Consider the following 21825-nt stretch of genomic DNA (forward strand, 5'->3'; position numbering starts at 1 on the left):
GCAGGCCCGCCCCTGCCAATCCCGCGCCCGCTCAGCTGCCCTGCTGGGGCCGCGTGCGGTAGAAGTTCATCGGCGTCTCGCGCGCCTGGTTGTTGAGCACCTGGCGCTTGATCTTGCCCACCACGTGCATCTCGCAGGGCTTGCAGTCAAAGCGCAGGGTCAGCTTTTCCTTGCCGTTGATGAGCATCAGGGGCTCGGCCTTGATGGTGCCCTGCACGCCGGTCACGCCCTTGGCCTGCTTGGGGCACAGGCTCATCGAGAAGCGCACGCAGTGCTTGGTGATCATGAGGCTGACTTCGCCTTCCTCCTCGTGCGCCTCGTACGTTGCATCGATCACCTTCACGCCGTGGCGCACGTAGAAGTCATGGGCCTTGTGGTTGAACACATTGCCCAGAAAGCTCAGCGTGTCTTCGGGGTACTGGGCCGGGGGCTCCACCGGGGTGGCGCGCTGCAGGCGCATGAAGCCCTTGGCGCGGTTGGCCTCCAGGTCGGCCAGGGCGTCGCGGCGCAGGGCGTTGACGGCCGATGCGGGGATGAACCAGGGCTGCGAGAGCTGCAGGCCCACGTCGTTCACCGCGAAGATGGTGGCGCCGAAGCGGGCCAGGTGCTCGCGCAGGCTGGCCTCGGCCTTGGCGGCGTCGGTGGCCGGCTGGTGGGCGTGGTCCAGTTGCGCGCCGCCGGCATAGCCGTCTTCGTCGGTCAGCGTAAGGGCAAAGCCGGTGGGCGTTTCCGACAGGTAGACCCACAGGCCGATGCGGCGGTCGCTCGACTTCTTGTCCAGCGTGCGCACCCAGTCCATGTCGCGGTTGCGGTTGATCTCGGTGCCCTTGCGCAGGTCCTTGAAGCCCTCCATCGGGTCTTTGGGGAACACGCGCCACTGCGTGGTGCTGCGCGGCGACACGGGCTCAGCCCGGTTGATGGCCATGCCCACCAGTTCCTTGTGCAGGTCGTAGTAGCACAGGCCGTCGCCGTTGTGCAGCACGGTCTCGGGGCTGCTCACTTCCAGCTCCACGAAATCGGCACCCACCTTGGTCACCCAGCCGATGGCCTGGCCGGGGTTCTTGGGCGTGTCGAAGGCGCCGATGTCCTGCTTGCGGCCGGTGACGAAGTAGTCGGTGAACTCGCGGTTGAAGTTCTGCAGCGGGTCGGGCGTGAAGGTGAAGGTGGTGCGCCCGCTCGACGAGCGCGACAGCGGGTGGCCCGAGGACTCGCGCTCTTCCATGATGCCGTCGATGATGGTGCGGTAGTGGGCCGTGATGTTCTTCACGTAGCCCATGTCCTTGTAGCGGCCTTCGATCTTGAAGCTGCGCACGCCGGCATCGATCAGGGCGCGCATGTTGTCGCTCTGGTTGTTGTCCTTCATGCTGAGCACGTGCTTGTCGTGCGCGATGAAGCGGCCCTGCGCGTCGGTCACCTGGTAGGGCAGGCGGCAGGCCTGGCTGCAGTCGCCGCGGTTGGCGCTGCGCCCGGTCTGCGCATGGCTGATGTTGCACTGGCCACTGTAGGCCACGCACAGCGCGCCGTGGATGAAGAACTCGATGTTGGCGCGCCCGGGCGCGTCCACCGGGCCCAGGGCCTTGTGCACCGCCGCGATCTGCTGCACCGTGAGTTCGCGCGCCAGCACGATCTGCGACAGGCCCGCGTCTTGCAGAAAGCGCGCCTTCTCGGGCGTGCGGATGTCGGTCTGCGTGCTCGCATGCAGCTGGATGGGCGGCATGTCGATCTCCAGCAGGGCCATGTCCTGGATGATCAGCGCGTCGGCCCCGGCCTCGTAAACCTGCCAGGCCATCTTGCGCGCGTCTTCGAGCTCGTCGTCGCGCAGGATGGTGTTGAGCGTGATGAAGATGCGGCTGTTGAAGCGGTGCGCATGCTGGACCAGGCGTTCCAGGTCGCGGATGTCGTTGCCCGCGCCCACGCGCGCGCCGAAGGCCGGGCCGCCGATGTAGACGGCGTCGGCACCGTGGTTGATGGCTTCGATGCCGATGTCTGCGTCGCGCGCAGGCGCGAGCAGTTCGAGCTGGTGGGGCAGGAGAGACATGGGGCCCGATTATCCCAGCCTGGCACGCTGCCGGGGAATTCTGGTTTCAATTAGTCGGACTAATACTGTATGCAATTCTGTTGTGCAAGCCTGGTGTACTGAAGACGGGATAGGATGGCGGCGCCTGGCCGGAACCCCTGGCCAGCGCGTTCTCCCTTGTTCTTGTTCATCCGGAGTCTTGCCCGTGTCCTTTGCTTCCCGTTCGCGCTTTCACTTCTCCCTGGTTGCTGCTGCAGCCGCCACCGTTGCCTGCACCGCCGCCATGGCGCAGGACGTGCAGGTCGTCAAGATCGCCCATGCGGGGCCGCTGTCGGGCGGCATTGCCCACATCGGCAAGGACACCGAGAACGGCGTGCGCCTGGCGCTGGACGATTTGAACGCGCAGAACCTGGTGATTGGCGGCAAGAAGATCAAGTTCGAGCTCGCCGCCGAAGACGACGCGGGCGACCCGCGCCAGGCCACCGCCGTGGCGCAAAAGCTGTGCGACCAGAAGGTGGCCGGCGTGGTGGGCCACCTGCAGTCGGGCACCTCCATCCCCGCCGCTGCGGTGTACGACAAGTGCGGCGTGCCGCACATCACGGCGGCCGCCACCAACCCCGACCTGACCAAGCCCGGCTACAAGACCACCTACCGCCTGATCGCCAACGACAGCGCGCTGGGCGCGGCGCTGGCCATCTTCTCGGCCGACCACCTGAAGCTCAAGTCCGTGGCCATCATCGACGACCGCACGGCCTACGGCCAGGGCGTGGCCTCGGTGTTCAAGGCCACGGCGCAGCAGAAGGGCCTCACGGTGGTGGGCGAGGAGTTCACCACCGACAAGGCCACGGACTTCATGGCCATCCTGACCGCCATCAAGAACAAGAAGCCCGACGCCATCTTCTACGGCGGCCTCGATGCCCAGGCCGGCCCCATGCTGCGCCAGATGGAGCAGCTGGGCCTGGGCAATGTGAAGTTCTTCGGCGGCGACGCGCTGTGCACCGAAAAGCTGCCCGAGCTGGCCGGCAAGACGCCCGCCCTCAAGAACGTGACCTGCGCCACGGGCGGCGCATCGGTGGCCAAGATGCAGGGCGGTGCCGACTGGAAGAAGCGCTACGACGCCAAGTTCCCCGGCCAGTTCCAGATCTACAGCCCCTACGCCTACGATGCGGCCATGGTGCTGGTCGATTCGATGAAGCGCGCCAACTCGGTGGACCCCAAGGTCTACATCCCCTTCATCGGCAAGACCGAATACAAGGGCGTGACGGCCAACATCGCCTTCACCAGCAAGGGTGAGCTGACGACCCCTGCCGTGACGCTGTACACCTACAAGGACGGCAGCCGCGTAGCTCTGAACTGATCCTTCGGGATCAGGTGCTGGCCCGCCCGGCGCGCAATGCGCCCGGGCTGGTGCCGTAGTGTTGGCGGAACAGCCGCGCCAGGCTGCTGGCATTGCCCAGGCCCACTTCGTCGGCAATGGCGGCCAGGCTGTGGTGCGAATTGGTCACGCGCCAGTGCGCCTGCTCCATGCGCATCTTGGTCCAGTGGTCGTGGGCGCTCATGCCCATCTGCTCGGTGAACAGCCTGTCGAGCTGCCGGCGGCCGATGCCGATGCGCTCGGCCAGGTCGGCCACGGTCAGCCCCTCGGCCAGGGAGCTGCGCATCAGCGCCACCGCGCGCGCAAGGTGGCGGGTGAGGTCGGGCCCGCCGCCTTCCATGGACTGCAGGTGGTGCCCCTGGTGCCGGGGCGCGTCCACCAGCATGTCGGCCAGGCCCTTGAAGGCCCGCACCCGGCCGCAGTGGCGCGACAGCAGCTCCACCGCCATGTCGATGGCGGCCGTGCCGCCCGCGCAGGTGATGCGGTCGCTGTCGAAGCAATAGATCTGCTCGCTGGCCACCGCGATGCGCGGAAAGGCGTGGCGGAACTCGGCCACATGGCGCCAGTGCAGGGCCACGCGGTGGCCCTTGAGCAGGCCCGCCTCGGCCAGCAGAAAGCTGGCGTTGTCGATGGCCACCAGCGGCAGGCCGCGCGCCGCAGCCTTGCGCAGCACCGGGCCATAGGCCTGCACGTACCCGCGCGAGGCCTGCACCGTGCGGCTGCCAAAGACCACCAGGTAGTCGAACGCCGCCAGGTCCACGGCGTCGGCCGTGGTGTCCATGTTCACCTGCACGCCGCTGCTGGAGGCCACGGGCGCGGCGTCGATGCCCAGCAGGGTCCATGCGCAGTAGCGCTGGCGGCTGTGGTCCTCGTCGTCGGCCGAAAAGCGCAACTTGTCCAGAAAGGCGCCAAAGGGCAGCAGGGCGAAGTCGGGCAGCGGCAGCAGCAACAGGCGAACGTCGGGGCGGGGCAGGGCGGTGCTCATGCGGGTGTCCAATTTGGTATGGATGTTAGCCAGTTTCGATGCGGTGTATGCTGCCGTGCGCCCCTAGACTGCAGGCCATGTTTCGAACGATGGTGCTGCAATGGAACTGAAAATCTGGCTGGTCTACCTGCTCGCGGTCATCGGCCTGTCGCTGACCCCGGGCCCCAACAGCCTGCTGGTGCTGGCCCATGGGGCGATGCACGGGCGGGCGCGCACCTTGTGGACCATTGGCGGGGGCGCGGTGGGCTTTGTGGCCTTGATCGGGCTGTCGATGCTGGGCATTGGCGCGCTGCTGCAGTCGTCGGCCCATGCGCTCACGGTGATGAAGTGGGTGGGCGGCGCCTACCTGGTGTGGCTGGGCATCCAGCTGTGGCGCGCGCCGGCCATGCAGCTGGAGGCGCTGCCGAGTGCCCAGGGCGAGCGGGCAGTCAGCGGCGGTCGCTTGTTCCGCCAGGGGCTGCTGGCGGCCATCTCCAACCCCAAGGTGCTGCTGTTCTATGGCGCCTTCTTGCCGCAGTTCATCGTGCCGGGGCGTGACCTGTGGCTGCAGTTCGTGGTCATGGCGGGCACGTTTGCGGCGGTGGAATGCCTGGTGGAGTTTGGTCTGGCGAGCCTGGCGCACCGCATCCGCCCCTGGCTGCAGCGCACTGGGCGCAAGTTCAACCGCTCCTGCGGTGCGCTGTTCGGGTTGATGGGCGCGGCGCTGCCGATGACGCATTGATCTTTTTAACCTCCGTCCCGGTTTACAGTGCGAGCTTGCACGGTATCGGGAGCACAGGCATGCGTGGATTGTTCGGGTTGGTGGGGCTGGTCGTGGTGCTGGCCATTGTGGGCATCATTGCCAAGAAGCAGCTGTCGACCACGCGCGCGCCTGCTGCGGCGCTGCAGCAAGTGCCCATCTCGGGCACCGGTGCGTCGGCGCCGGTCATCAACCCCACGGGCAATGTGCGCGAGCAGAGCCAGCAGGTGCAGCAGCAACTGCAGGAGATTGCCAGGCAGCGGGCGCAGCAGTCCATGGGCGAGGCGGAGAAGTGACCGGGGCCTGCCCGCGGCCTGGATGCGGCTGGTGATCCCATGGCGACTGTTTTGACCGACGAAGACGGCATGCGCCTGGCGCTGGCCGAGGCCCGCGCCGCGGCCGAGGCGGGTGAGGTGCCCGTGGGCGCCGTGGTCGTCAAGGACGGGCAGGTGATCGCCACCGGCCGCAACGCCCCGGTGCAGGCCAACGACCCCACGGCACATGCCGAGATCGTGGCCTTGCGCGCGGCCGCGCAGCGCCTGGGCAACTACCGGCTCGACGGCTGCACGCTCTACGTCACGCTGGAGCCCTGCGCCATGTGCAGCGGTGCCATGCTGCATTCGCGCCTGGCGCGCGTGGTGTTCGGTGCCACGGAGCCGAAGACGGGCGCCGCGGGCTCGGTGCTCGACCTGTTCGCCCACACCGCCATCAACCACCAGACCCAGGTGCAGGCCGGGGTGCTGGCGGCCGAATGCAGCGCGCTGCTCACCGGCTTCTTCGGCGCACGGCGCAGCCAGCAGCGTGCCGACGCGCTGGCCCGCCACCCGCTGCGCGACGATGCCCTGCGCACGCCCGATGCCGCGTTTGCCGATCTGCCCGGCTACCCCTGGGCACCGCACTATGTGAGCGACTTGCCCAGCCTGGCGGGCCTGCGCCTGCACTACCTGGACGAAGGCCCGCAGGATGCACCGCGCACCTGGCTGTGCCTGCATGGCAACCCGGCCTGGAGCTACCTGTACCGCCACATGCTGCCCGTGTGGCTGGCGGCCGGTGACCGGGTGGTGGCGCCCGACCTGATCGGCTTTGGCAAAAGCGACAAGCCCAAGAAGGAGGCCGCGCACCGCTTCGAATGGCACCGCCAGGTGCTGCTGGAGTTGGTGGAGCGCCTGGACCTGCAGCGCACCGTGCTGGTGGTGCAGGACTGGGGCGGCATTCTGGGGCTCACGCTGCCCATGGACTGCCCGGAGCGCTTTGGCGGCCTGCTGGTGATGAACACGCTGCTGGCCACGGGCGATGCGCCGCTGCCGCAGGGCTTTGTGGACTGGTGCGCGATGTGCCGCGACAAGCCGCTCTACGGCGTGGGCCGGCTGCTGGCGCGCGGCAACCCGCAGCTGTCGGCCGCCGAATGCGCGGCCTACGATGCGCCTTTCCCCGACAAGGGCTACCGTGCCGCGCTGCGCGCATTTCCAGAGCGCGTGCCGGCAGGGCCCGATGACCCGGGGGCTGCCCTCTCGCGCCAGGCCCGTGATTTCTGGCGCCAGCAGTGGCACGGCCAGAGCCTGATGGTGGTGGGCGCGCAGGACCCGGTGCTGGGCCTGGCGACCATGCAGGCGCTGCAAAAAGACATCCGTGGGTGCCCCGAACCGGTGGTGCTGCCGCAGGCCGGGCACTTTGTGCAGGAACATGGTCGGGACATTGCCGAACGGGCTGTGGAATACTTCAGCCCCTGACCGCACGCCAGCGCCTGCCTTCCTGCGCGCACGCCAGCGGTCACCGCACACTACCTCGGAGCAGGCCCGCCACCGGCGCCTGAACGCTTTGCACAACGATCACGACCACCACCACCATCACGACCACGCCGATTGCGACCACGACCATGGTCCCAAGCACATCTACATCTACTCGCCGTCGAGCGCCGTGCGCGACAAGGCGGCTTTCAAGCGCGGCATTGCCCGCCTGAAGGCCCTGGGCCACGAGGTCGAGGTGGATGTGGACGCCCTGGCCAGCCACACGCGCTTTGCCGGTGACGATGCCACCCGCCTGGCCGCCATCCACCGCGCGGCCGCCAGCGGCGCGCATGTGGCGCTGATCTCGCGCGGGGGCTATGGGCTTTCGCGCATCCTGCCGGGCATCCGCTACAAGGCAGTGGCCAAGGCCATCGACAAGGGCATGAAGTTCGTCGGCCTGAGCGACTTCACGGCCTTCCAGAACGCGCTCCTGGCGCAGACCGGCGCCGTGAGCTGGGCCGGCCCCGCGCTGGGTGCCGACTTCGGCGTGGCGGGCGAGCCCGACGACATCATGGAGGCCTGCTTCGACGACCTGCTGACCGGCCATGGCGAAGGCACGGGCTGGCGCATGCACCGCGAAAAGCCCGATGCCACCACCGGCAAGCCGGCCGTGCCGGACATCTACGTGAAAAGCGCCCAGCTCTGGGGTGGCAACCTGGCGGTGCTGGCATCGCTGGTAGGCACGCCCTACCTGCCCAGCGTGAAGGGCGGCATCCTGTTCCTCGAAGACGTGAACGAGCATCCCTACCGCATCGAGCGCCTGCTGACCCAGTTGCTGCATGCCGGCGTGCTGGCGCAGCAAAAGGCGGTGGTGCTGGGCCAGTTCAACCAGTTCAAGCTGGTGCCCCACGACAAGGGCTACAAGCTGCAGTCGGTGGTGGACTGGCTGCGCACACAGATCAAGGCCCCGGTGCTCACCAACCTGCCGTTCGGGCATGTGGAGACCAAGGTGCTGCTGCCCGTGGGGGCCACAGTCTCCTTGTCGGTGGAAGAGCGCGATGCCCTCATCTATTGGGGGCATATTGGCTGACACCCCTTGAGACGCTTCGCGTCTTCCCCCTCTCTCGTCTCGCTGCGCGAGGCGGGAGGGGGACACCCCCGGTGCGGCGGGGCGGCCCTTGCACGGGGGTGCTGGCCTTGCCCGGCGCGGGCTCAAACGTTGTGGGCGGGGATGAATTGAGTCAGGACAGCGAGGCGCGTACCGGGGTTCCCAGGGTGCGTGGCAGCAGGCCCTGGAACAGGAGTGTCACCTGGGCGATGACGTTTTTGGCAGACGGCTCGCCCTGCAAGGGAACCAGGGTGCTCTGCAGGTCGCTGCGCAGGTACCACAGCGCTTCGATGTCGCCCGCATAGCGCAGGCGGATGTTCATGCGGGCCACCTCGCAGCCCGAAAAGCCCGACAGGCTGCCGATCATGGCGCGGCGCACCTCTTCCAGTTGCTGGTCGCGCACCCAGGCGGTCGACGCAGGCGCGTCACGGCCAATGAGGCCGTGCAGGCTGCTGCCGCGTACATAGGGTTTGTTCCAGCGCATGGAATGGTTTTCCACCATAAATGGGTACAAGGCTCAAGGTACGTGGCCGACTGTGCAAATGCAAGGGGGCCGCTCCCGTTTTTTGCAGAAAGCCAACAGGCCTTCATAGCTTTTTGCAAACAATTGCAAGTTTTCGATGCTTATTTGCATCTAGTATGAAAGGATTAAGCAGGAGTCATGCCCGATGCGTCGGGCGGTTGGCACCGTCCACCGACAACCGCCTGCAAGGCATTGCAGGCCTTGCGAACGGGCGCACAACGGGCGCGCCTGGTACCTGCGAGGGACGGTCGGGCAGGGCGCATCCCGAGTGGGCGGGCCCCACGCGGCCACCAGGCCCGCCCGCTGACACGGGCGCCATGCACATTGCAGGCGCTTGAACTAAACTGGGTCACATGATGTTACCTGTGCCTGCGTGTCCATGACGGTTCTATCGACGGTGGTCTTTGCCGACATTTCCGGGAGTACGTCGCTTTACGAGACGCTGGGGAACGAGCGCGCCACCGAAGCGGTGACGCAGCTGACCCAGTGGATCGCCGACACCATCGAGGGCAATGCGGGTCGCGTCGTCAAGAAGCTGGGCGACGGCGTGCTGGGCATCTTTGGCGATGCCGCCGGCGCTGTTTCGGCCATGGCCGAGATGCAGCGCAAGCACCTGGCCCGGCTGGACCGCTGGCCCCACCCCCTGCGCATGGACATCCGCGTGGGCGTGGCCACAGGCGAGGTGGTGGATGTGGATGGCGATTGCTACGGCGACGCCGTGAACGTGGCCTCCCGCCTGTGCGAGCGGGCCGGCCCGTCCGAGATCTGGGCCACCGAGACGGCCGTGCTGCTGGCCGGTGCGGCCGCCTCGGTCTGGTACCGCAAGCTCGGGGTGATGGAAATCCGCGGCAAGGCCGAAACCCTGATGCTCTACCAGGTGGAGTGGCGCCAGGACGAGGAGCCCGACTCGCTCACCATGCAGTCTGCGCTGATCAGCAATTTCTCGCCGGTGGATTCCATCCTGGGGCAGATCCAGTTTTCCTGGCACGGGGTGGACCTGTCGTTCAGCTCGGCCGATGCTCCGGTGCATGTGGGCCGCGCCACCGAGATGCAGCTGCGCATCAACGACCCGCGGGTCTCGCGCCTGCATGCCCGCATCGACTGGCGCAACAGCGGCTTCGTGCTGACCGACATGAGCAGCTTCGGCACCTGGGTGCGCTTCGAGGGCAGCGATTCGCCCGTGCGCCTGCGGCGCGATGCCTGCATCCTTCACGGCACGGGGGAGATCGCGCTGGGCGTCTCGTTCAGCGAGCCCACCGCGCCCAAGATGCACTTCCAGGTCGTCGGTGGCAGCGTGCATTTGGGTTGACCCCCTGAGTCGCTTCGCGCCTTTCTCCTAAAGGGGGAGGCCCCCAGCGCGGGGGGCACTGGCGTGGGGCGCCAGTTGTCGAGGGCTGCGCTGGCGCGCAGCGTTGTCGAAAACCGGCACGAGACCGATCTGCACTGGTGCTGCGCTGACACGTTCTGACACAATGCCCGGCGACTAGACCGAGACAAAACAGGACAGAACGATATGGCGTGGATCAAGAAAACGGCCGTGGCCCTGGTGGCCGGGGCCTTGCTGGTGGGGGCGGGGGCCGCCATCTATGTGCAGCGGACCTTTGCCGTGGTGGACGGAAAGATCACGGTCGCCGGCCTGGCCCGGCCCGTGGGCGTGCAGCGCGATGGCGCGGACGTGACGCACATCAGCGCGCGGAGCCCGCAGGACGCCTGGTTTGCCATGGGCTACGTGCATGCGCAGGAGCGCACCTGGCAGCTGGAGTTCAACCGCCGCGTGATGCACGGCCAGCTTTCGGAGGTGTTTGGCGAAGCCACGCTGGAGACCGACAAGCTCATGCGCTCGCTGGACATCGTGGGCAACGCGCGCAAGCAATACGCGGGCCTGCCCCTGTACGCACGCGAGGCGCTGCAGGCCTACAGCAAGGGCATCCATGCCTTCCACCAAAACCGCCCGCAGGCCCTGCCGCCCGAGTTCCTGGTGCTGGGCGCCAAGCCCGGCGGCGAGGCCGGCGCCGTGTGGGAGCCCGAGGACAGCGTGGGTTGGGCGCTGATGATGGCGCTGGACCTGGGCGGCAACTGGGGCAATGAATTCGCGCGCTTGTCTGTGGCGCGCACGCTCGATACCGAGCGGCTGTGGCAGCTGATGCCCCCCTATCCGGGCGAGCCGCCTGCGGCATCGGCCGACCTGGCCGCGCTGTACCGGCAGCTCGGGGTGTACCGTGGCGACGCTGCCGCAGGGGCTGCGCCCAGTGCCGGCCTGGACCGGGGCGCTGCGCTGCAGGCCGCCAGGAAGCCCGAGGCGGCGGCTGCGCCAGGGCAGGGTGGCGGCCCGGTGGCGCGCCAGGTCAGCGCGGGCATGCTGGCCTGGGCCGAGGAGCTCACCCGCAATGCCGGCACCAACGACGGCAAGGGCAGCAACAACTGGGTGCTGGCCGGTTCGCGCACCGAAAGCGGCAAGCCGCTGCTGGCCAACGATCCCCACCTCTCCCTGAGCGCGCCGGCCATCTGGTACTACGCCCGCCTGCAGGCGCCGGCCGGCAAGGCATCGGACGGCTCGCCAATCGCCGCCATCGACGCCCTGGGCGCCACCTTGCCGGGCCTGCCCTTCGTGGTGCTGGGCCGCACGGCCAGCGTGGCCTGGGGCTTCACCAACACCAGCCCCGACGTGCAGGACCTGTACCTGGAGCAGATCAACCCGGCCGACGCCACGCAGTACCGCACGCCCGAGGGCTGGGCGCCTTTCGCGGTGCGCAAGGAGACCATCCGCGTCAAGGGCAAGCCCGACGTGGAGATCGCGCTGCGCAGCACGCGCCACGGCCCGGTGCTCAGCGATGCGCAGAAATCGCACGCCGATGTGCTGGACCTGAAGAAGTACGTGCTGGCCCTGCGCTGGACGGCGCTGGACGCCGACAACCAGACCGTGCTGGCCGGGCTGATGGTCAACCAGGCCACCACGGTGGAGGACCTGTTCGCCGCCTTTGAACACCACCAGGCGCCCATGCAGAGCGTGGTGGCGGCCGACGTGAACGGGCGCATCCGCTTCCAGGCCATGGGCCGCGTGCCCGTGCGCGCCCCCGACAACGACATCCGCGGCGTGGCCCCATCGCCCGGCTGGGACGCGCGCTACGACTGGAAGGGCTGGCTGCCGCTAGACCAGACCCCGCAGGACGAGGGCGCCAAGGGCTGGATCGCCACGGCCAACCAGCGCGTGACGCCGCCCGGCTACCCGCACTACCTGACGCAGGACTGGGCGCTGCCCTACCGCTACGAGCGCATTGCCCAGCTGATCGAGGCCCGCCCCAAGCACACGGCCGCGAGCCTGCAGGCCATCCAGCTCGACACGGCGTCGCTGGCTGCGCGGCACCTGCTGCCCCACCTGCAGCAGGCGCAGTCCAGCCACCCGCTGGCCGCGAAGGCGCAGGCCCTGCTCAAGGACTTCGACGGCGTGATGGATGCCGGCCGCGCGGCGCCGCTGATCATGGCCGCCTGGACCGACGAGCTGGTGCGCGGCCTGGTCGTGCCGCGCATCGGCGAGGCCCGCTTTGCGGCCACCTACGGCAAGCGCGACTACCGTGCCGGCCTGGAAGGCATGCTCGCGCGCAACGACACCTGGTGGTGTCAGCCCTCCACCTGCGCCGAGCAGTCGGCCGCGGCCCTGGGCCGTGCGCTCGACCGGCTGCAGGCCGGGTACGGCGCCGATCCTGCCGCCTGGCGCTGGGGCGATGCGCACCCTGCGGTCAGCGGCCACCGGCCGTTCGGCAACGTGGCGGCGCTGGCGCGCTGGTTCGACGTGAGCGTGCCCTCCAACGGCGACTCGTACACGGTGAACGTGGGCCAGTACAACCCGGGCGATGCCAAGACCCCCTTCGCGAACCGGCACGCCGCATCGCTGCGCGCCATCTACGACCTGGCGGACCTGGAGCAATCGACCTTCATCTACCAGACGGGGCAGAGCGGCCTGGTGTTCTCGCCGCGCTACCGCGACATGGCCACGGCCTGGGCGGGATCGGGCAACCGCCTGTTGCAGCGCGAGCCGGCGCGCTTCGTGCACAGCCTGACGCTGCAGCCCTGAGCACGCAAAGGATACACATGGGTTTCGTACCGTTGATCGAAGTCACCCGGGGTGGACTGGTCGAGTGCCAGCACTGGGGTGCCGTGGCCGTGGCCAACCGTGCGGGCCAGGTGCTGGCCCGGGTGGGCGACCCAGAGGCGGTGGTGTTCACACGCTCCACCATCAAGGCCTTTCAGGCGCTGCCGTTCATGCAGTCGGGCGGCGCCCGGGCCCTGGGCTGGGGCCCGGCCGACCTGGCGCTGCTGTGCGCCAGCCACAACGGCGAGCCCATGCACGTGGCGCAGGTCGAGCGCATGCTCGCCAGCGTCGACCAGGACTACCACGCGCTGCGCTGCGGCTGCCACCGGCCGCTGTTCGCCGAGCTGGGGCTTGGGTCGCTGCCGGCGGATTTCGTGCCCGATGAGCGCCACAACAACTGCAGCGGCAAGCATGCGGGCTTCGTGGCCTATTGCGTGCAGCAGGGCCTGCCGCTGGACGACCACCTGGACCCCAGCCACCCGCTGCAGGTGGCGGTACGCAGCCGCGTGGCCCAGGCCGTGGGCCTTGCGCCGGGCGATCTGGCGGCAGGCACCGACGGCTGTTCGGCCCCCAACTACGCGCTGCCGCTGGCCAACCTGGCGCGCGGCTATGCGCGACTGGCCGGCGGCGCGCCGGACACCGAATTCGACGAGAGCTTCACGGCGCTGGCCGATGCCATGGTGGCGCGGCCCGAGCTGGGCTCGGGCACGGGCCGGCATGACCTCGACTTCATGCGCGTGGGTGCGGGCGACTGGGTCTCCAAGACCGGGGCCGATGGCGTGCAGGTGGTGGGCAGCCGCAGCCGGGGCGAGGCCTTTGCGCTCAAGGTCATGGACGGCAGCATGCTGGCCCAGGTGGCGGCGTCGGTCGAGGTGATGGACCAACTGGGCTGGCTCAGCGAAGCCCAGCGCGAGGCGCTGGCGCCCCGGCGCTCGTCGCGCATCGTCAACGCCCGGGGGCGTGAGGTGGGAGGGCGCAGGCCCGTGTTCCGCCTTGGATCAGGACGGTAGGCGGGCCAGCGGGTAGGCCGCGTCCGCTGCCGGAAAGAAGGCGGCGAACGGCTCTGCGTCGGGCAGCACATAGACCACACCCGCCTCGCGGCCGAACCAGGGGGCGATGCAGCGGTTGTAGAAGTCCGTGGGGGCGTTCACGCAGCCGTGGCTTATGCGCCGCTCGGCCAGCACGGGGCTGGCCAGGCGCTGCACGCGGCGCTCGGCCGGGTTGCCGCGCACGCGGTGCAGGGAGACGGCCGACGGGTAGTCGATCCACACGATGTCGTGGCCCTGCAGGTTGCTGCCGGGCTCGCTCACGAAGCGGCCGGCCGGTGTGGTGCGCTCGTGCGGGCGTATCTCCGACAGTGGCCGCTGGCCGATGCCGGGCGCCGAGTGGTCGCCCAGGGCCGAACCCAGCAGCACTGGCGCGCTGCCGGCATGGTCGCCGCCAGGGCCGAACACGTGGATGGTCGCCGCGGGCTTGTCGATCACGGCAAACGGCATGCCCTCGTGGTTGCCAGTGGCTGCCGCCCAGCGCACCAGGCGCTGCGCGTCCAGACTGGCGCCAGCGCGCTCCCACGGGGCCGCGGCCCGGGCCGACGGCGCCCAGGCGGCCGTGCCCAGGAGCATGCCGGCGCTGGCCAGCAGGCGGCGCCGGCGCAGCAGGCCTGCGGGGGTGGCCGGTTGCGCGGCCGAAACCGCCAAAATTTCACGAAGGACAGGGTCGGGCGTGGCAAGAGAGGTCATGGTGCCCCCCAATCGTAGCGGTTTGTGCCAATAATGGCGCTACCCGCGACTTCCGCAAGGCCCCCGGGCCTGTGAACACCATGTTTGATCGCATCCGCCAGGCCTTTGCCGGTGCCCCGTCCGATGATCCATCCGATGGCCTGTCGTCCAGCCAGCCGGTGACCGGCCCGCAGCTGGCGCGCTGGATTGCCGACCAGCAGCTGTCCAGCGTGCCGCAGGCGGGGGCCGGCCATTTCGACGTGGGCGGCGAGATCCTGGGCCACCCCTGGCGGCTGGAGTGCGGTGCGTCCACGCGCGACTACATCCTGGGCCTGGAACTGCGCGGCCGTGCCGACGTGAAGGCCGACCCCGACGCCGCCGTGCTGGTGCTCAACCGCCCGCTGCGCGATGCGCTGGAGCGCCATGCCTACAACGCCATCACCGACAACCTGCAGACCAGCGTGGACGCGCGCATGCCCGAGGAGATGCGCTGGCTGTCCATGTTCGACGAGGTGTCCTGGCCCGAGCTGCCGGGCTCGTTCCGGCGCCATTTCGCGGTGGTGGCAGAGCGCATCGAGCATGCCGAGCACTGGGTCCATGCGCACCTGGTGTCGGCACTGCTCAATGCGGTGGAGGGCGAGCAGGGCGCGCTGCGCTCGGAAACCCCCATGGTGCTGATGCTCGCGCGCGGCCACGTCTACCTGCGCACCGAGCACACCCGGCGCACCCTGGCCGAGATTGCGCACGCGCGCACGGTGCTGGTGACGGCCGCCCAGGCGGCGGCGCAGAACCTGCCGGCACCGCCGCTCGTTGAGTGACCGGCTGAGATCAATCGCCACAGGCTCTTATGATCTCAGGCCACCGGCGCATGGGCGCCGGGCCTGAGAGCATTTGAACAATGAGCACACCTTCTGTCCGCGCCATCGGCGGGACCACACCCTATGCCGTGACCCTGGTCGATGACGCCGGCCACACCTGGCTGGGCGACGAGCCCGTCGACCTGGGCGGGGCCGACGCCGGCCCGTCGCCGTTCCACCTGCTGCTGTCGAGCCTGGGGGCCTGCACCGTCATCACCCTGCAGATGTTCGCAGCGCGCAAGCAATGGCCCCTGGTCGGCGTGGAGGTGGCCTTGCAGCTCAACCCCGAAGGGGCACCCGCCAGCGGCACCGACATCACGCGCACCATCACCCTGTCGGGCGCGCTGAGCGAGGAGCAGCGCGCGCGCCTGCTGCAGGTGGCCAATGCCTGCCCGGTGCACAAGCTGCTGACCGGTGAGGTGCGCATTGCCTCCGCACTCGCGGCATCGGAGGGCGGACTGCCATGACGAAAATGGGATCGGCTTCGGTGGTGTCGGGCGACACCAACTACGTCCACAAGGTGCGCGCAGGGCATTTCGATCTGATCGCCGATGAACCCAAGGCGCTCGGCGGCCAGGGGCAGGGCCCGGCTCCGTTCGACTACTACCTGGCGGCCCTGTCGGCCTGCACGGCCATCACGCTGCGCATGTACGCCGAGCGCAAGGGCTGGAACCTCGGCGAATTCCGGGCCGAGCTGGCCTTGAGCCGGGATGAGGAGGGCCGGCTGCACGTCCACCGCGTGCTGCATTCGGACCAGGCACTGAGCGACGCCCAGTGGGAGCGGCTGCTGGAAGTGGTCGTGAACACGCCGGTGACCAAGGCCCTGCGCGAAGGGGCCGAGATCACCAGCGAACGGGGGCGTTGACCGCAGGGCGGCCAGTGCTGTCCCCCGCGTGGTGCGCGGGGGAGGGCGGGCTGCTTCAGCTGCCGCGCGTGATCGGCACGCCGCTGTCGCGGCCGTAGGCGCCGTACTTGCCCAGCTCCCACTTGGCGATGGCGTTGCGGTGCACTTCGTCCGGGCCGTCGGCAAAGCGCAGGGTGCGCGCGCCGGCGTAGGCGTAGGCCAGCGGGAAGTCGTCGCACATGCCGCCGCCGCCATGCACCTGCATGGCCCAGTCGATGACCTGGCAGGCCATGCTCGGGGCGACGACCTTGATCATGGCGATCTCGGTCTTGGCGACCTTGTTGCCGGCCACGTCCATCAGCCAGGCGGCCTTCAACGTCAGCAGGCGGGCCATGTCGATCTTGCAGCGGGCTTCGGCGATGCGTTCCTGCGTCACGGTCTGCTGGGCTACGCTCTTGCCGAAGGCCACGCGCGAGCTGGCGCGCTTGCACATCAGCTCCAGAGCGCGTTCGGCCAGGCCGATCAGGCGCATGCAGTGGTGGATGCGGCCAGGGCCCAGGCGACCCTGGGCGATCTCGAAGCCGCGGCCCTCGCCGAGCAGGATGTTGGAGACGGGCACGCGCACGTTCTCGAAGGTCATCTCCACGTGGCCGTGGGGCGCATCGTCGTAGCCGAACACGTTGAGCGGGCGGATGATGGTGATGCCCTTGGCATCGGCGGGCACCAGCACCATGCTCTGCTGCGAATGGCGGGGGGCGTCGGGGTCGCTCTTGCCCATGGTGATGAACACCGCGCAGCGCGGGTCGGCTGCGCCCGAGATCCACCACTTGCGGCCATTGATCACGTACTCGTCGCCATCGCGCTCGATGCGCGTCTCGATGTTGGTGGCATCGCTGGAGGCCACGTCGGGCTCGGTCATCGCGAAGGCCGAGCGGATCTTGCCTTCGAGCAGTGGCTTGAGCCAGCGTGCCTTGTTGGCATCGTCGCCGTAGCGGGCGATGGTCTCCATGTTGCCGGTGTCGGGCGCGGAGCAGTTGAACACTTCGCTGGCCCATGGCACGCGGCCCATGATTTCGGCCAGGGGGGCGTATTCCTGGTTGGTCAGGCCGGCGCCTGCATAGCCCGATGCGGCGGCGCTGTCCACCGGCAGGAACAGGTTCCACAGGCCGGCGGCCTGGGCCTTGGGTTTGAGGTTCTCGATGGTGGACAGGGCCGACCAGCGCTTGCCCGCGGCCGTGTTGGCGGCCAGTTCGTTCTTGTACGAGGCTTCGTTGGGGTAGATGTGCTCGTCCATGAACTGCAGCAGCTTGGCCTGCAGGTCCTTGGTCTTGGGGGAGTAGTCAAAGTCCATGGGGGGTCTCCGTTGGTAATCGGTGGGGGCTCAGCTGCGCTGGGCGAACGACCAGGCCAGTTGGGCCATGGGCCGTGCGGTATCGCCCGAGGCCTTGGCCTGGGCGCTGGAGGCCGTGCCGGCCTCCACGCGCTTGGCAATGCCTTGCAGGATGGCGGCGATGCGGAACATGTTGTAGGCCATGTAGAAGTTCCAGTCGGCACGCAGCGCCTCGGGCGTGGTGATGCCGGTGCGCTCGCAGTACAGGCGGATGTAGCTGTCCTCGTCGGGAATGCCCAGCGCCGCGATGTCCTGGCCGGCGATGCCGCGGCCCATGCCGGCGGGGATGTGCCAGCTCATGCAGTGGTAGCTGAAGTCGGCCAGCGGGTGGCCCAGGGTGGACAGCTCCCAGTCGAGCACGGCGATGACACGCGGCTCGGTGGGGTGGAACATCAGGTTGTCGAGGCGGTAGTCGCCATGCACGATGGAAACCTGGCTCTCGTCGCGCGCGCTGGCCGGCATGTGGGCCGGCAGCCATTCCATGAGTTGGTCCATCTCGGGAATGGGCTGGGTGATGGAGGCCACGTACTGCTTGCTCCAGCGGCCGATCTGGCGCTCGAAGTAGTTGCCGGGCTTGCCGTAGCTGGCCAGGCCACGCTCGGCGAACTTCACCGTGTGCAGCGCGGCGATCACGCGGTTCATGTCGTTGTAGATGTCGCCGCGCTCGGCGGGCGTCATGCCGGGCAGGGACTGGTCCCAGAGCACGCGGCCCTGCATGCACTCCATGATGTAGAAGGCGCGGCCGATCACCGACTCGTCCTCGCACAGCACGTGCATGCGCGGCACGGGCACGTCGGTGCCGGCCAGGCCACTCATCACCGCGAATTCGCGCTCCACCGCGTGGGCCGAGGGCAGCAGCTTGGCCACCGGGCCGGGCTTGGCGCGCATCACGTAGCTGGCCTTGGGCGTGACGAGCTTGTAGGTGGGGTTGGACTGCCCGCCCTTGAACATCTCCACGGTCATCGGGCCTTCGAAGCCCTGCATGTGGGTGGTCAGCCAGGCGGTGAGGGCGGCGACGTCGAAGGCGTGCTGCTCGGACACCGCACGGGTGCCGACGAAGTGGTCAAAATTGCTCATGTACTGGGGTTCCCCACGCGGGTTGCCGCGTGCTTGTCTCTGTCCACCGGCGGGCGCAGGTGGTGGTGTTCTTGTGCGGGGCGAGGGCCGTGCGGGCCCCCGCTGCGGCCCAATTCAGGTATCGGCGTCCGCAATGCGCATCAGCGCTTCGCGGTCGCGGATGACGAGGCCGCCCGGCTCGATGCGGATGGCGTCCTCGCGTTCCATCGACTTGAGTTCCTGGTTCACGCGCTGGCGCGAAGCGCCCAGCAACTGCGCCAGTTCTTCCTGCGCCAGTTGCAGGCCGATGCGCATCTCGCTGCCGTCCGACAGGCTGGGCACGCCGTAGCTGCGCACCAGGTGCACCAGCTGCTTGGCCAGGCGCGAGCGCAGGGGCAGGGTGTTGAGGTCTTCCACCAGCCCGAACAGCTGGCGTATGCGCCGTGCATGCAGGCGCAGCATGGCTTCGTAGAGCTCGGTGTGGGCGGCCAGGATCTTCTTGAAGTCGGCCTTGGCCACGCACAGGATGGTGGTGTCGCCATGCGCATAGGCATCGTGCGTGCGCCGGTCCCCGTCGAAGATCGCCACGTCGCCGAACCAGATGCCCGGCTCCACATAGGTCAGCGTGATCTGCTTGCCCGAGATGGAGGTGGAGCTCACCCGCACCGCCCCGCGCGCGCAGGCAATCCACTCCTCGGGAGGGTCCCCGCGGGCGGCTATGAGGCCGCCATCCTTGAAGCGTTTGACGTAGGCACATCGCAGGATGTCGTGGCGTAGAGAAGGTGAAAGGGATGAAAACCAGCGACCTGAGTTGATCGCTTCACGTTCTTCGATGGTAAGAATCGGGTCGTCCATGGCCTGTCTTTTGCGTGACTAGAAACAGGCCCATTGTCGCGTGAGGGACCGGCACGCTGCGTCAGGGTTGTCACCTGAGCGTCTTGCAGGCAGGCGCAGCAAAACAAACGGCCCTGTGAAAGGGCCGTGGTGATGAGCTGCTGCAGGCAAAGGGCTATTCGTAGTTCGGCGTGCGCTTTTCGAGGAAGGCCGAGATGCCCGCACCGCCATTGGCATGGTGCAGGTTCTTCACGAAGTGGTCGCGCTCGCTGGCCAGGTGCCGGGTCAGGTTGTTGCCGGGCGCGTCGTTCAGGAGTTCCTTGATGCTGGCCAGCGCATTCGGTGCGCGGCCATTGAGGCGCTCGGCCAGGGCCAGGGCCACCTCGAGCGCGCTGCCCGGGTCGGCCAGCTGGTTGACCACGCCCAGGGCATGCAGGCGTTCGGCGGGGATGCGGTCGCCGCACATCAGGATCTCGGTGGCGACCTGGCGTGGCAAGGCCTGGGCCAGGCTCCAGCTGGCGCCGCCATCGGGCGACAGGGCCACGTTGCTGTAGGCCATGACGAACACCGCATTGCGCGCGGCCACCACCATGTCGCAGGCCAGGGCCAGCGAGAAGCCGGCGCCGGCGGCCGCGCCTTCCACCGCCGCGATGATGGGCTTGGGGTAGGTGCGCACCGCCTCGATCCAGTTGTGCAGGCCCTCGATGCTTTGTGCCTGCACCTCGGGCGCCTCCTGGCGGTTGGCCAGCAGGCGCTGCAGGTTGCCACCGGCGCAGAACATGTTGTCCGAGCCGGTGATGACCACGCTGCGGATGTCGTCGCTGTTCTCGGCCACGCTCAGGGCCTCCACGCCGGCGGCGTAGATGGCGGGCTCGATGGCGTTGCGCCGCTCGGGGTTGTGGATGGTCAGCACCAGGGTCTTGCCCTGGCTGGTGCTCTTGAGTTCTGCGGGCATCGTGTCTCCGGGGCGCTTTTCTTTTCTGGACGGGGGCTCAGGCTTCTTCCACGTGGCTGAGGCTCAGGCCGATGGCACCGCGCCGGCGCAGCCAGGGGCTGGGGCGGTAGCGCGTGTCGCCGTACACGGTCTGCATGTTGAACAGCACTTCCAGGATGTTGGTCGGGCCCCAGCGGTCGCCCATGGCCAGTGGGCCTAGGGGGTAGCCCAGGCCCAGCGTCACAGCCGTTTCCAGATCCCGCGGGCTGCAGATGCCCTGCTGGCAGATGTCGCTGGCGATGTTGACGATGGTGGCCACCACGCGCTGGGTGACGAAGCCGCCGCTGTCGCGGATCACGCTGACCGGCTTGCCGTCGCGTGCGAACAGGGCGTGCGCGGCGTTGCGGATGTCCACGCGCGTGGCAGGGTTGGTGGCCAGCACGCGGCGCTTGGTGGCGGCTTCTTCCACCAGCATGTCGATGCCGATGGTGCGTGCCGGGTCCAGCCGCTCCACGACGGCCACCGTGGTCACGTCGAAACCGAGGGGTGCCACCAGGGTGATGGCCTGGGGCGAGGGGGAGGTACCGGTCTCGATGGTGGCGCCCAGGTCCTTGAGCAACTGGTACAGCTCGGCCCGCCGCGCAGCGCGCGGCGACACCCAGACGGGCGGGATCTCGGCGACCACGGGCACCGGGGGCTCGGCCGGCACCTGGGCCGCGCCGTTCTCGTAGCGGTAGAAGCCTTCGCCCACCTTCTTGCCGACCACGCCGCCGGCCAGGCGCTGCGCCGTGATCACGCTGGGGCGGTAGCGCGGCTCGTCGTAGTACTGCTGGTAGATGGACTCCATCACCGGGTGCGAGACATCCAGCGCCGTGAGGTCCATGAGCTCGAAGGGGCCGAGCTTGAAGCCGACCTGGTCGCGCAGGATGCGGTCGATGGTGGCGAAGTCGGCCACGCCCTCGCCCACGATGCGCAGGGCCTCGGTGCCGTAGCCGCGACCGGCGTGGTTGACGATGAAGCCAGGGGTGTCCTGTGCCAGCACGGGCGTGTGGCCCATCTGTTTGGCGTAGTCGGACAGGGCGGTGCAGACGGCCGGCTCGGTCTTGAGCCCGGCAATCACCTCCACCACCTTCATGAGCGGCACGGGGTTGAAGAAGTGGAATCCCGCCAGGCGCCCGGGGCGCTGCATGCCGGCACCGATGGAGGTGACCGACAGGGACGAGGTGTTGGTGGCCAGCACCGTCTCGGCGCCCACGACCTTCTCGAGGTCGGCAAACAGGCTGCGCTTGACGTCCAGCCGCTCGACGATGGCTTCGACCACCAGATCGCAATGCGCCAGCCCGGCCGTATTGTCAACAATGTGCAATTGCGCAGACCAGGCGGCGGCCTGCTCTGCAGAAATGCGATTTTTTCCTACGAGTTTTTGCCACTGGTCGTGGATACTGTTCTGGGCGGCAAGGGCTGCGCCGGCCTGGGTGTCGAGCAGGAAGACCTGGCTGCCGGCCTGGGCGGCAATCTGCGCGATGCCGCGGCCCATGGCGCCCGAACCCACGATGCCGACGTTGAGAAACTGAATTTTCATAGCGCCATTATGGCTGTGGACATGCCCGCGCACTTATGTGCAAGAA

The 21825-nt window shown here is 68.5% G+C and carries 20 protein-coding genes; 11 read left to right on the forward strand and 9 right to left on the reverse strand.

Features of this window, described 5'->3' with window-relative positions; genetic code table 11:
- Positions 1 to 31: 31 nt before the first annotated feature.
- Complete coding sequence (locus tag PMI14_RS21510) at positions 32 to 2038, reverse strand: U32 family peptidase (protein ID WP_007857493.1); 2007 nt, start codon at positions 2036 to 2038, stop codon at positions 32 to 34.
- A gap of 262 nt (positions 2039 to 2300) precedes the next feature.
- On the opposite strand from PMI14_RS21510, the gene PMI14_RS21515 reads away from it, so the two are divergent.
- Positions 2301 to 3374, forward strand: a complete 1074-nt coding sequence (locus PMI14_RS21515) for a branched-chain amino acid ABC transporter substrate-binding protein (RefSeq protein WP_052024458.1) — start codon at positions 2301 to 2303, stop codon at positions 3372 to 3374.
- 10 nt (positions 3375 to 3384) lie between these two features.
- Here PMI14_RS21515 and PMI14_RS21520 read toward each other — a convergent pair whose 3' ends face one another.
- The gene (locus tag PMI14_RS21520) at positions 3385 to 4377 is read right to left on the reverse strand and encodes a GlxA family transcriptional regulator (RefSeq protein ID WP_007857495.1); all 993 of its coding nucleotides are present in this window, start codon (positions 4375 to 4377) and stop codon (positions 3385 to 3387) included.
- A gap of 100 nt (positions 4378 to 4477) precedes the next feature.
- Between PMI14_RS21520 and PMI14_RS21525 the strand changes: the two genes are divergently transcribed.
- Genes PMI14_RS21525 through PMI14_RS21540 form a run of 4 tightly spaced genes read left to right on the forward strand, consistent with a single transcriptional unit; the run spans position 4478 to position 7933 of the window.
- Positions 4478 to 5098 carry a LysE family translocator gene (locus PMI14_RS21525; protein ID WP_007857496.1) on the forward strand — a complete coding sequence of 207 codons (621 nt, stop codon included), beginning with the start codon at positions 4478 to 4480 and terminating at the stop codon, positions 5096 to 5098.
- Positions 5099 to 5157: 59 nt separating this feature from the next.
- A complete protein-coding gene (locus tag PMI14_RS21530; protein WP_007857497.1) occupies positions 5158 to 5412 on the forward strand; it encodes a hypothetical protein in 255 nt (84 codons plus the stop codon).
- Between the two features lie 39 nt (positions 5413 to 5451).
- Complete coding sequence (gene tadA / locus PMI14_RS21535) at positions 5452 to 6846, forward strand: tRNA adenosine(34) deaminase TadA (RefSeq protein ID WP_007857498.1); 1395 nt, start codon at positions 5452 to 5454, stop codon at positions 6844 to 6846.
- Positions 6800 to 7933 carry an LD-carboxypeptidase gene (locus PMI14_RS21540; protein ID WP_007857499.1) on the forward strand — a complete coding sequence of 378 codons (1134 nt, stop codon included), beginning with the start codon at positions 6800 to 6802 and terminating at the stop codon, positions 7931 to 7933. The genes tadA and PMI14_RS21540 overlap by 47 nt, the downstream gene beginning before the upstream one ends.
- A gap of 151 nt (positions 7934 to 8084) precedes the next feature.
- Here PMI14_RS21540 and PMI14_RS21545 read toward each other — a convergent pair whose 3' ends face one another.
- A complete protein-coding gene (locus PMI14_RS21545; RefSeq protein ID WP_007857500.1) occupies positions 8085 to 8435 on the reverse strand; it encodes a hypothetical protein in 351 nt (116 codons plus the stop codon).
- A gap of 418 nt (positions 8436 to 8853) precedes the next feature.
- Between PMI14_RS21545 and PMI14_RS21550 the strand changes: the two genes are divergently transcribed.
- From PMI14_RS21550 to PMI14_RS21560, 3 genes are all read left to right on the forward strand, one after another.
- Complete coding sequence (locus PMI14_RS21550; RefSeq protein ID WP_007857501.1) at positions 8854 to 9783, forward strand: adenylate/guanylate cyclase domain-containing protein; 930 nt, start codon at positions 8854 to 8856, stop codon at positions 9781 to 9783.
- A gap of 204 nt (positions 9784 to 9987) precedes the next feature.
- On the forward strand, positions 9988 to 12546 hold the full coding sequence (locus tag PMI14_RS21555; RefSeq protein ID WP_007857502.1) for a penicillin acylase family protein: 2559 nt from the start codon (positions 9988 to 9990) through the stop codon (positions 12544 to 12546).
- A 17-nt stretch (positions 12547 to 12563) separates the two neighbouring features.
- On the forward strand, positions 12564 to 13574 hold the full coding sequence (locus PMI14_RS21560; protein WP_007857503.1) for an asparaginase: 1011 nt from the start codon (positions 12564 to 12566) through the stop codon (positions 13572 to 13574).
- Here PMI14_RS21560 and PMI14_RS21565 read toward each other — a convergent pair.
- Entirely contained in the window at positions 13563 to 14303 is a 741-nt protein-coding gene (locus PMI14_RS21565) for a hypothetical protein (protein ID WP_007857504.1), read from the reverse strand. The genes PMI14_RS21560 and PMI14_RS21565 overlap by 12 nt on opposite strands.
- An 80-nt stretch (positions 14304 to 14383) precedes the next feature.
- On the opposite strand from PMI14_RS21565, the gene PMI14_RS21570 reads away from it, so the two are divergent.
- The 3 genes from PMI14_RS21570 (at position 14384) to PMI14_RS21580 (ending at position 16004) form a co-directional block, all read left to right on the forward strand.
- Positions 14384 to 15100 carry a hypothetical protein gene (locus PMI14_RS21570; RefSeq protein ID WP_007857505.1) on the forward strand — a complete coding sequence of 239 codons (717 nt, stop codon included), beginning with the start codon at positions 14384 to 14386 and terminating at the stop codon, positions 15098 to 15100.
- A gap of 80 nt (positions 15101 to 15180) precedes the next feature.
- Positions 15181 to 15606, forward strand: a complete 426-nt coding sequence (locus tag PMI14_RS21575) for an OsmC family protein (protein ID WP_007857506.1) — start codon at positions 15181 to 15183, stop codon at positions 15604 to 15606.
- Positions 15603 to 16004, forward strand: coding sequence for an OsmC family protein (locus PMI14_RS21580; protein WP_007857507.1), 402 nt, complete (start codon positions 15603 to 15605; stop codon positions 16002 to 16004). The genes PMI14_RS21575 and PMI14_RS21580 overlap by 4 nt, the downstream gene beginning before the upstream one ends.
- A 55-nt stretch (positions 16005 to 16059) precedes the next feature.
- Here PMI14_RS21580 and PMI14_RS21585 read toward each other — a convergent pair whose 3' ends face one another.
- The 5 genes from PMI14_RS21585 to PMI14_RS21605 all read right to left on the reverse strand — a co-directional run bounded on the left by PMI14_RS21585 (position 16060) and on the right by PMI14_RS21605 (position 21779).
- Positions 16060 to 17334, reverse strand: coding sequence for an acyl-CoA dehydrogenase family protein (locus tag PMI14_RS21585; RefSeq protein WP_007857508.1), 1275 nt, complete (start codon positions 17332 to 17334; stop codon positions 16060 to 16062).
- Between the two features lie 30 nt (positions 17335 to 17364).
- Positions 17365 to 18450 carry a phosphotransferase gene (locus PMI14_RS21590; protein WP_007857509.1) on the reverse strand — a complete coding sequence of 362 codons (1086 nt, stop codon included), beginning with the start codon at positions 18448 to 18450 and terminating at the stop codon, positions 17365 to 17367.
- Between the two features lie 114 nt (positions 18451 to 18564).
- On the reverse strand, positions 18565 to 19284 hold the full coding sequence (locus PMI14_RS21595; protein WP_007857510.1) for a Crp/Fnr family transcriptional regulator: 720 nt from the start codon (positions 19282 to 19284) through the stop codon (positions 18565 to 18567).
- Between the two features lie 154 nt (positions 19285 to 19438).
- Entirely contained in the window at positions 19439 to 20218 is a 780-nt protein-coding gene (locus PMI14_RS21600) for an oxepin-CoA hydrolase, alternative type (RefSeq protein WP_007857511.1), read from the reverse strand.
- A gap of 37 nt (positions 20219 to 20255) precedes the next feature.
- Positions 20256 to 21779 (reverse strand): 3-hydroxyacyl-CoA dehydrogenase, encoded by a 1524-nt coding sequence (locus PMI14_RS21605; RefSeq protein WP_007857512.1) that lies wholly within the window; start codon positions 21777 to 21779, stop codon positions 20256 to 20258.
- Positions 21780 to 21825: the final 46 nt, after the last annotated feature.

This window comes from Acidovorax sp. CF316, assembly GCF_000276605.1.
GTDB lineage: Bacteria > Pseudomonadota > Gammaproteobacteria > Burkholderiales > Burkholderiaceae_C > Acidovorax.

What these genes read in the sequence shown, in the direction of transcription:
- tadA (WP_007857498.1), top strand. Translation starts at nt 5,452, where the DNA reads ATGGCGACTGTTTTGACCGACGAAGACGGCATGCGCCTGGCGCTGGCC.
- PMI14_RS21565 (WP_007857504.1), bottom strand. Translation starts at nt 14,303, where the DNA reads ATGACCTCTCTTGCCACGCCCGACCCTGTCCTTCGTGAAATTTTGGCG.
- PMI14_RS21550 (WP_007857501.1), top strand. Translation starts at nt 8,854, where the DNA reads ATGACGGTTCTATCGACGGTGGTCTTTGCCGACATTTCCGGGAGTACG.
- PMI14_RS21590 (WP_007857509.1), bottom strand. Translation starts at nt 18,450, where the DNA reads ATGAGCAATTTTGACCACTTCGTCGGCACCCGTGCGGTGTCCGAGCAG.
- PMI14_RS21545 (WP_007857500.1), bottom strand. Translation starts at nt 8,435, where the DNA reads ATGCGCTGGAACAAACCCTATGTACGCGGCAGCAGCCTGCACGGCCTC.
- PMI14_RS21585 (WP_007857508.1), bottom strand. Translation starts at nt 17,334, where the DNA reads ATGGACTTTGACTACTCCCCCAAGACCAAGGACCTGCAGGCCAAGCTG.
- PMI14_RS21580 (WP_007857507.1), top strand. Translation starts at nt 15,603, where the DNA reads ATGACGAAAATGGGATCGGCTTCGGTGGTGTCGGGCGACACCAACTAC.
- PMI14_RS21560 (WP_007857503.1), top strand. Translation starts at nt 12,564, where the DNA reads ATGGGTTTCGTACCGTTGATCGAAGTCACCCGGGGTGGACTGGTCGAG.
- PMI14_RS21570 (WP_007857505.1), top strand. Translation starts at nt 14,384, where the DNA reads ATGTTTGATCGCATCCGCCAGGCCTTTGCCGGTGCCCCGTCCGATGAT.
- PMI14_RS21530 (WP_007857497.1), top strand. Translation starts at nt 5,158, where the DNA reads ATGCGTGGATTGTTCGGGTTGGTGGGGCTGGTCGTGGTGCTGGCCATT.
- PMI14_RS21515 (WP_052024458.1), top strand. Translation starts at nt 2,301, where the DNA reads ATGGCGCAGGACGTGCAGGTCGTCAAGATCGCCCATGCGGGGCCGCTG.
- PMI14_RS21520 (WP_007857495.1), bottom strand. Translation starts at nt 4,377, where the DNA reads ATGAGCACCGCCCTGCCCCGCCCCGACGTTCGCCTGTTGCTGCTGCCG.
- PMI14_RS21605 (WP_007857512.1), bottom strand. Translation starts at nt 21,779, where the DNA reads ATGAAAATTCAGTTTCTCAACGTCGGCATCGTGGGTTCGGGCGCCATG.
- PMI14_RS21525 (WP_007857496.1), top strand. Translation starts at nt 4,478, where the DNA reads ATGGAACTGAAAATCTGGCTGGTCTACCTGCTCGCGGTCATCGGCCTG.
- PMI14_RS21540 (WP_007857499.1), top strand. Translation starts at nt 6,800, where the DNA reads ATGGTCGGGACATTGCCGAACGGGCTGTGGAATACTTCAGCCCCTGAC.
- PMI14_RS21600 (WP_007857511.1), bottom strand. Translation starts at nt 20,218, where the DNA reads ATGCCCGCAGAACTCAAGAGCACCAGCCAGGGCAAGACCCTGGTGCTG.
- PMI14_RS21510 (WP_007857493.1), bottom strand. Translation starts at nt 2,038, where the DNA reads ATGTCTCTCCTGCCCCACCAGCTCGAACTGCTCGCGCCTGCGCGCGAC.
- PMI14_RS21555 (WP_007857502.1), top strand. Translation starts at nt 9,988, where the DNA reads ATGGCGTGGATCAAGAAAACGGCCGTGGCCCTGGTGGCCGGGGCCTTG.
- PMI14_RS21575 (WP_007857506.1), top strand. Translation starts at nt 15,181, where the DNA reads ATGAGCACACCTTCTGTCCGCGCCATCGGCGGGACCACACCCTATGCC.
- PMI14_RS21595 (WP_007857510.1), bottom strand. Translation starts at nt 19,284, where the DNA reads ATGGACGACCCGATTCTTACCATCGAAGAACGTGAAGCGATCAACTCA.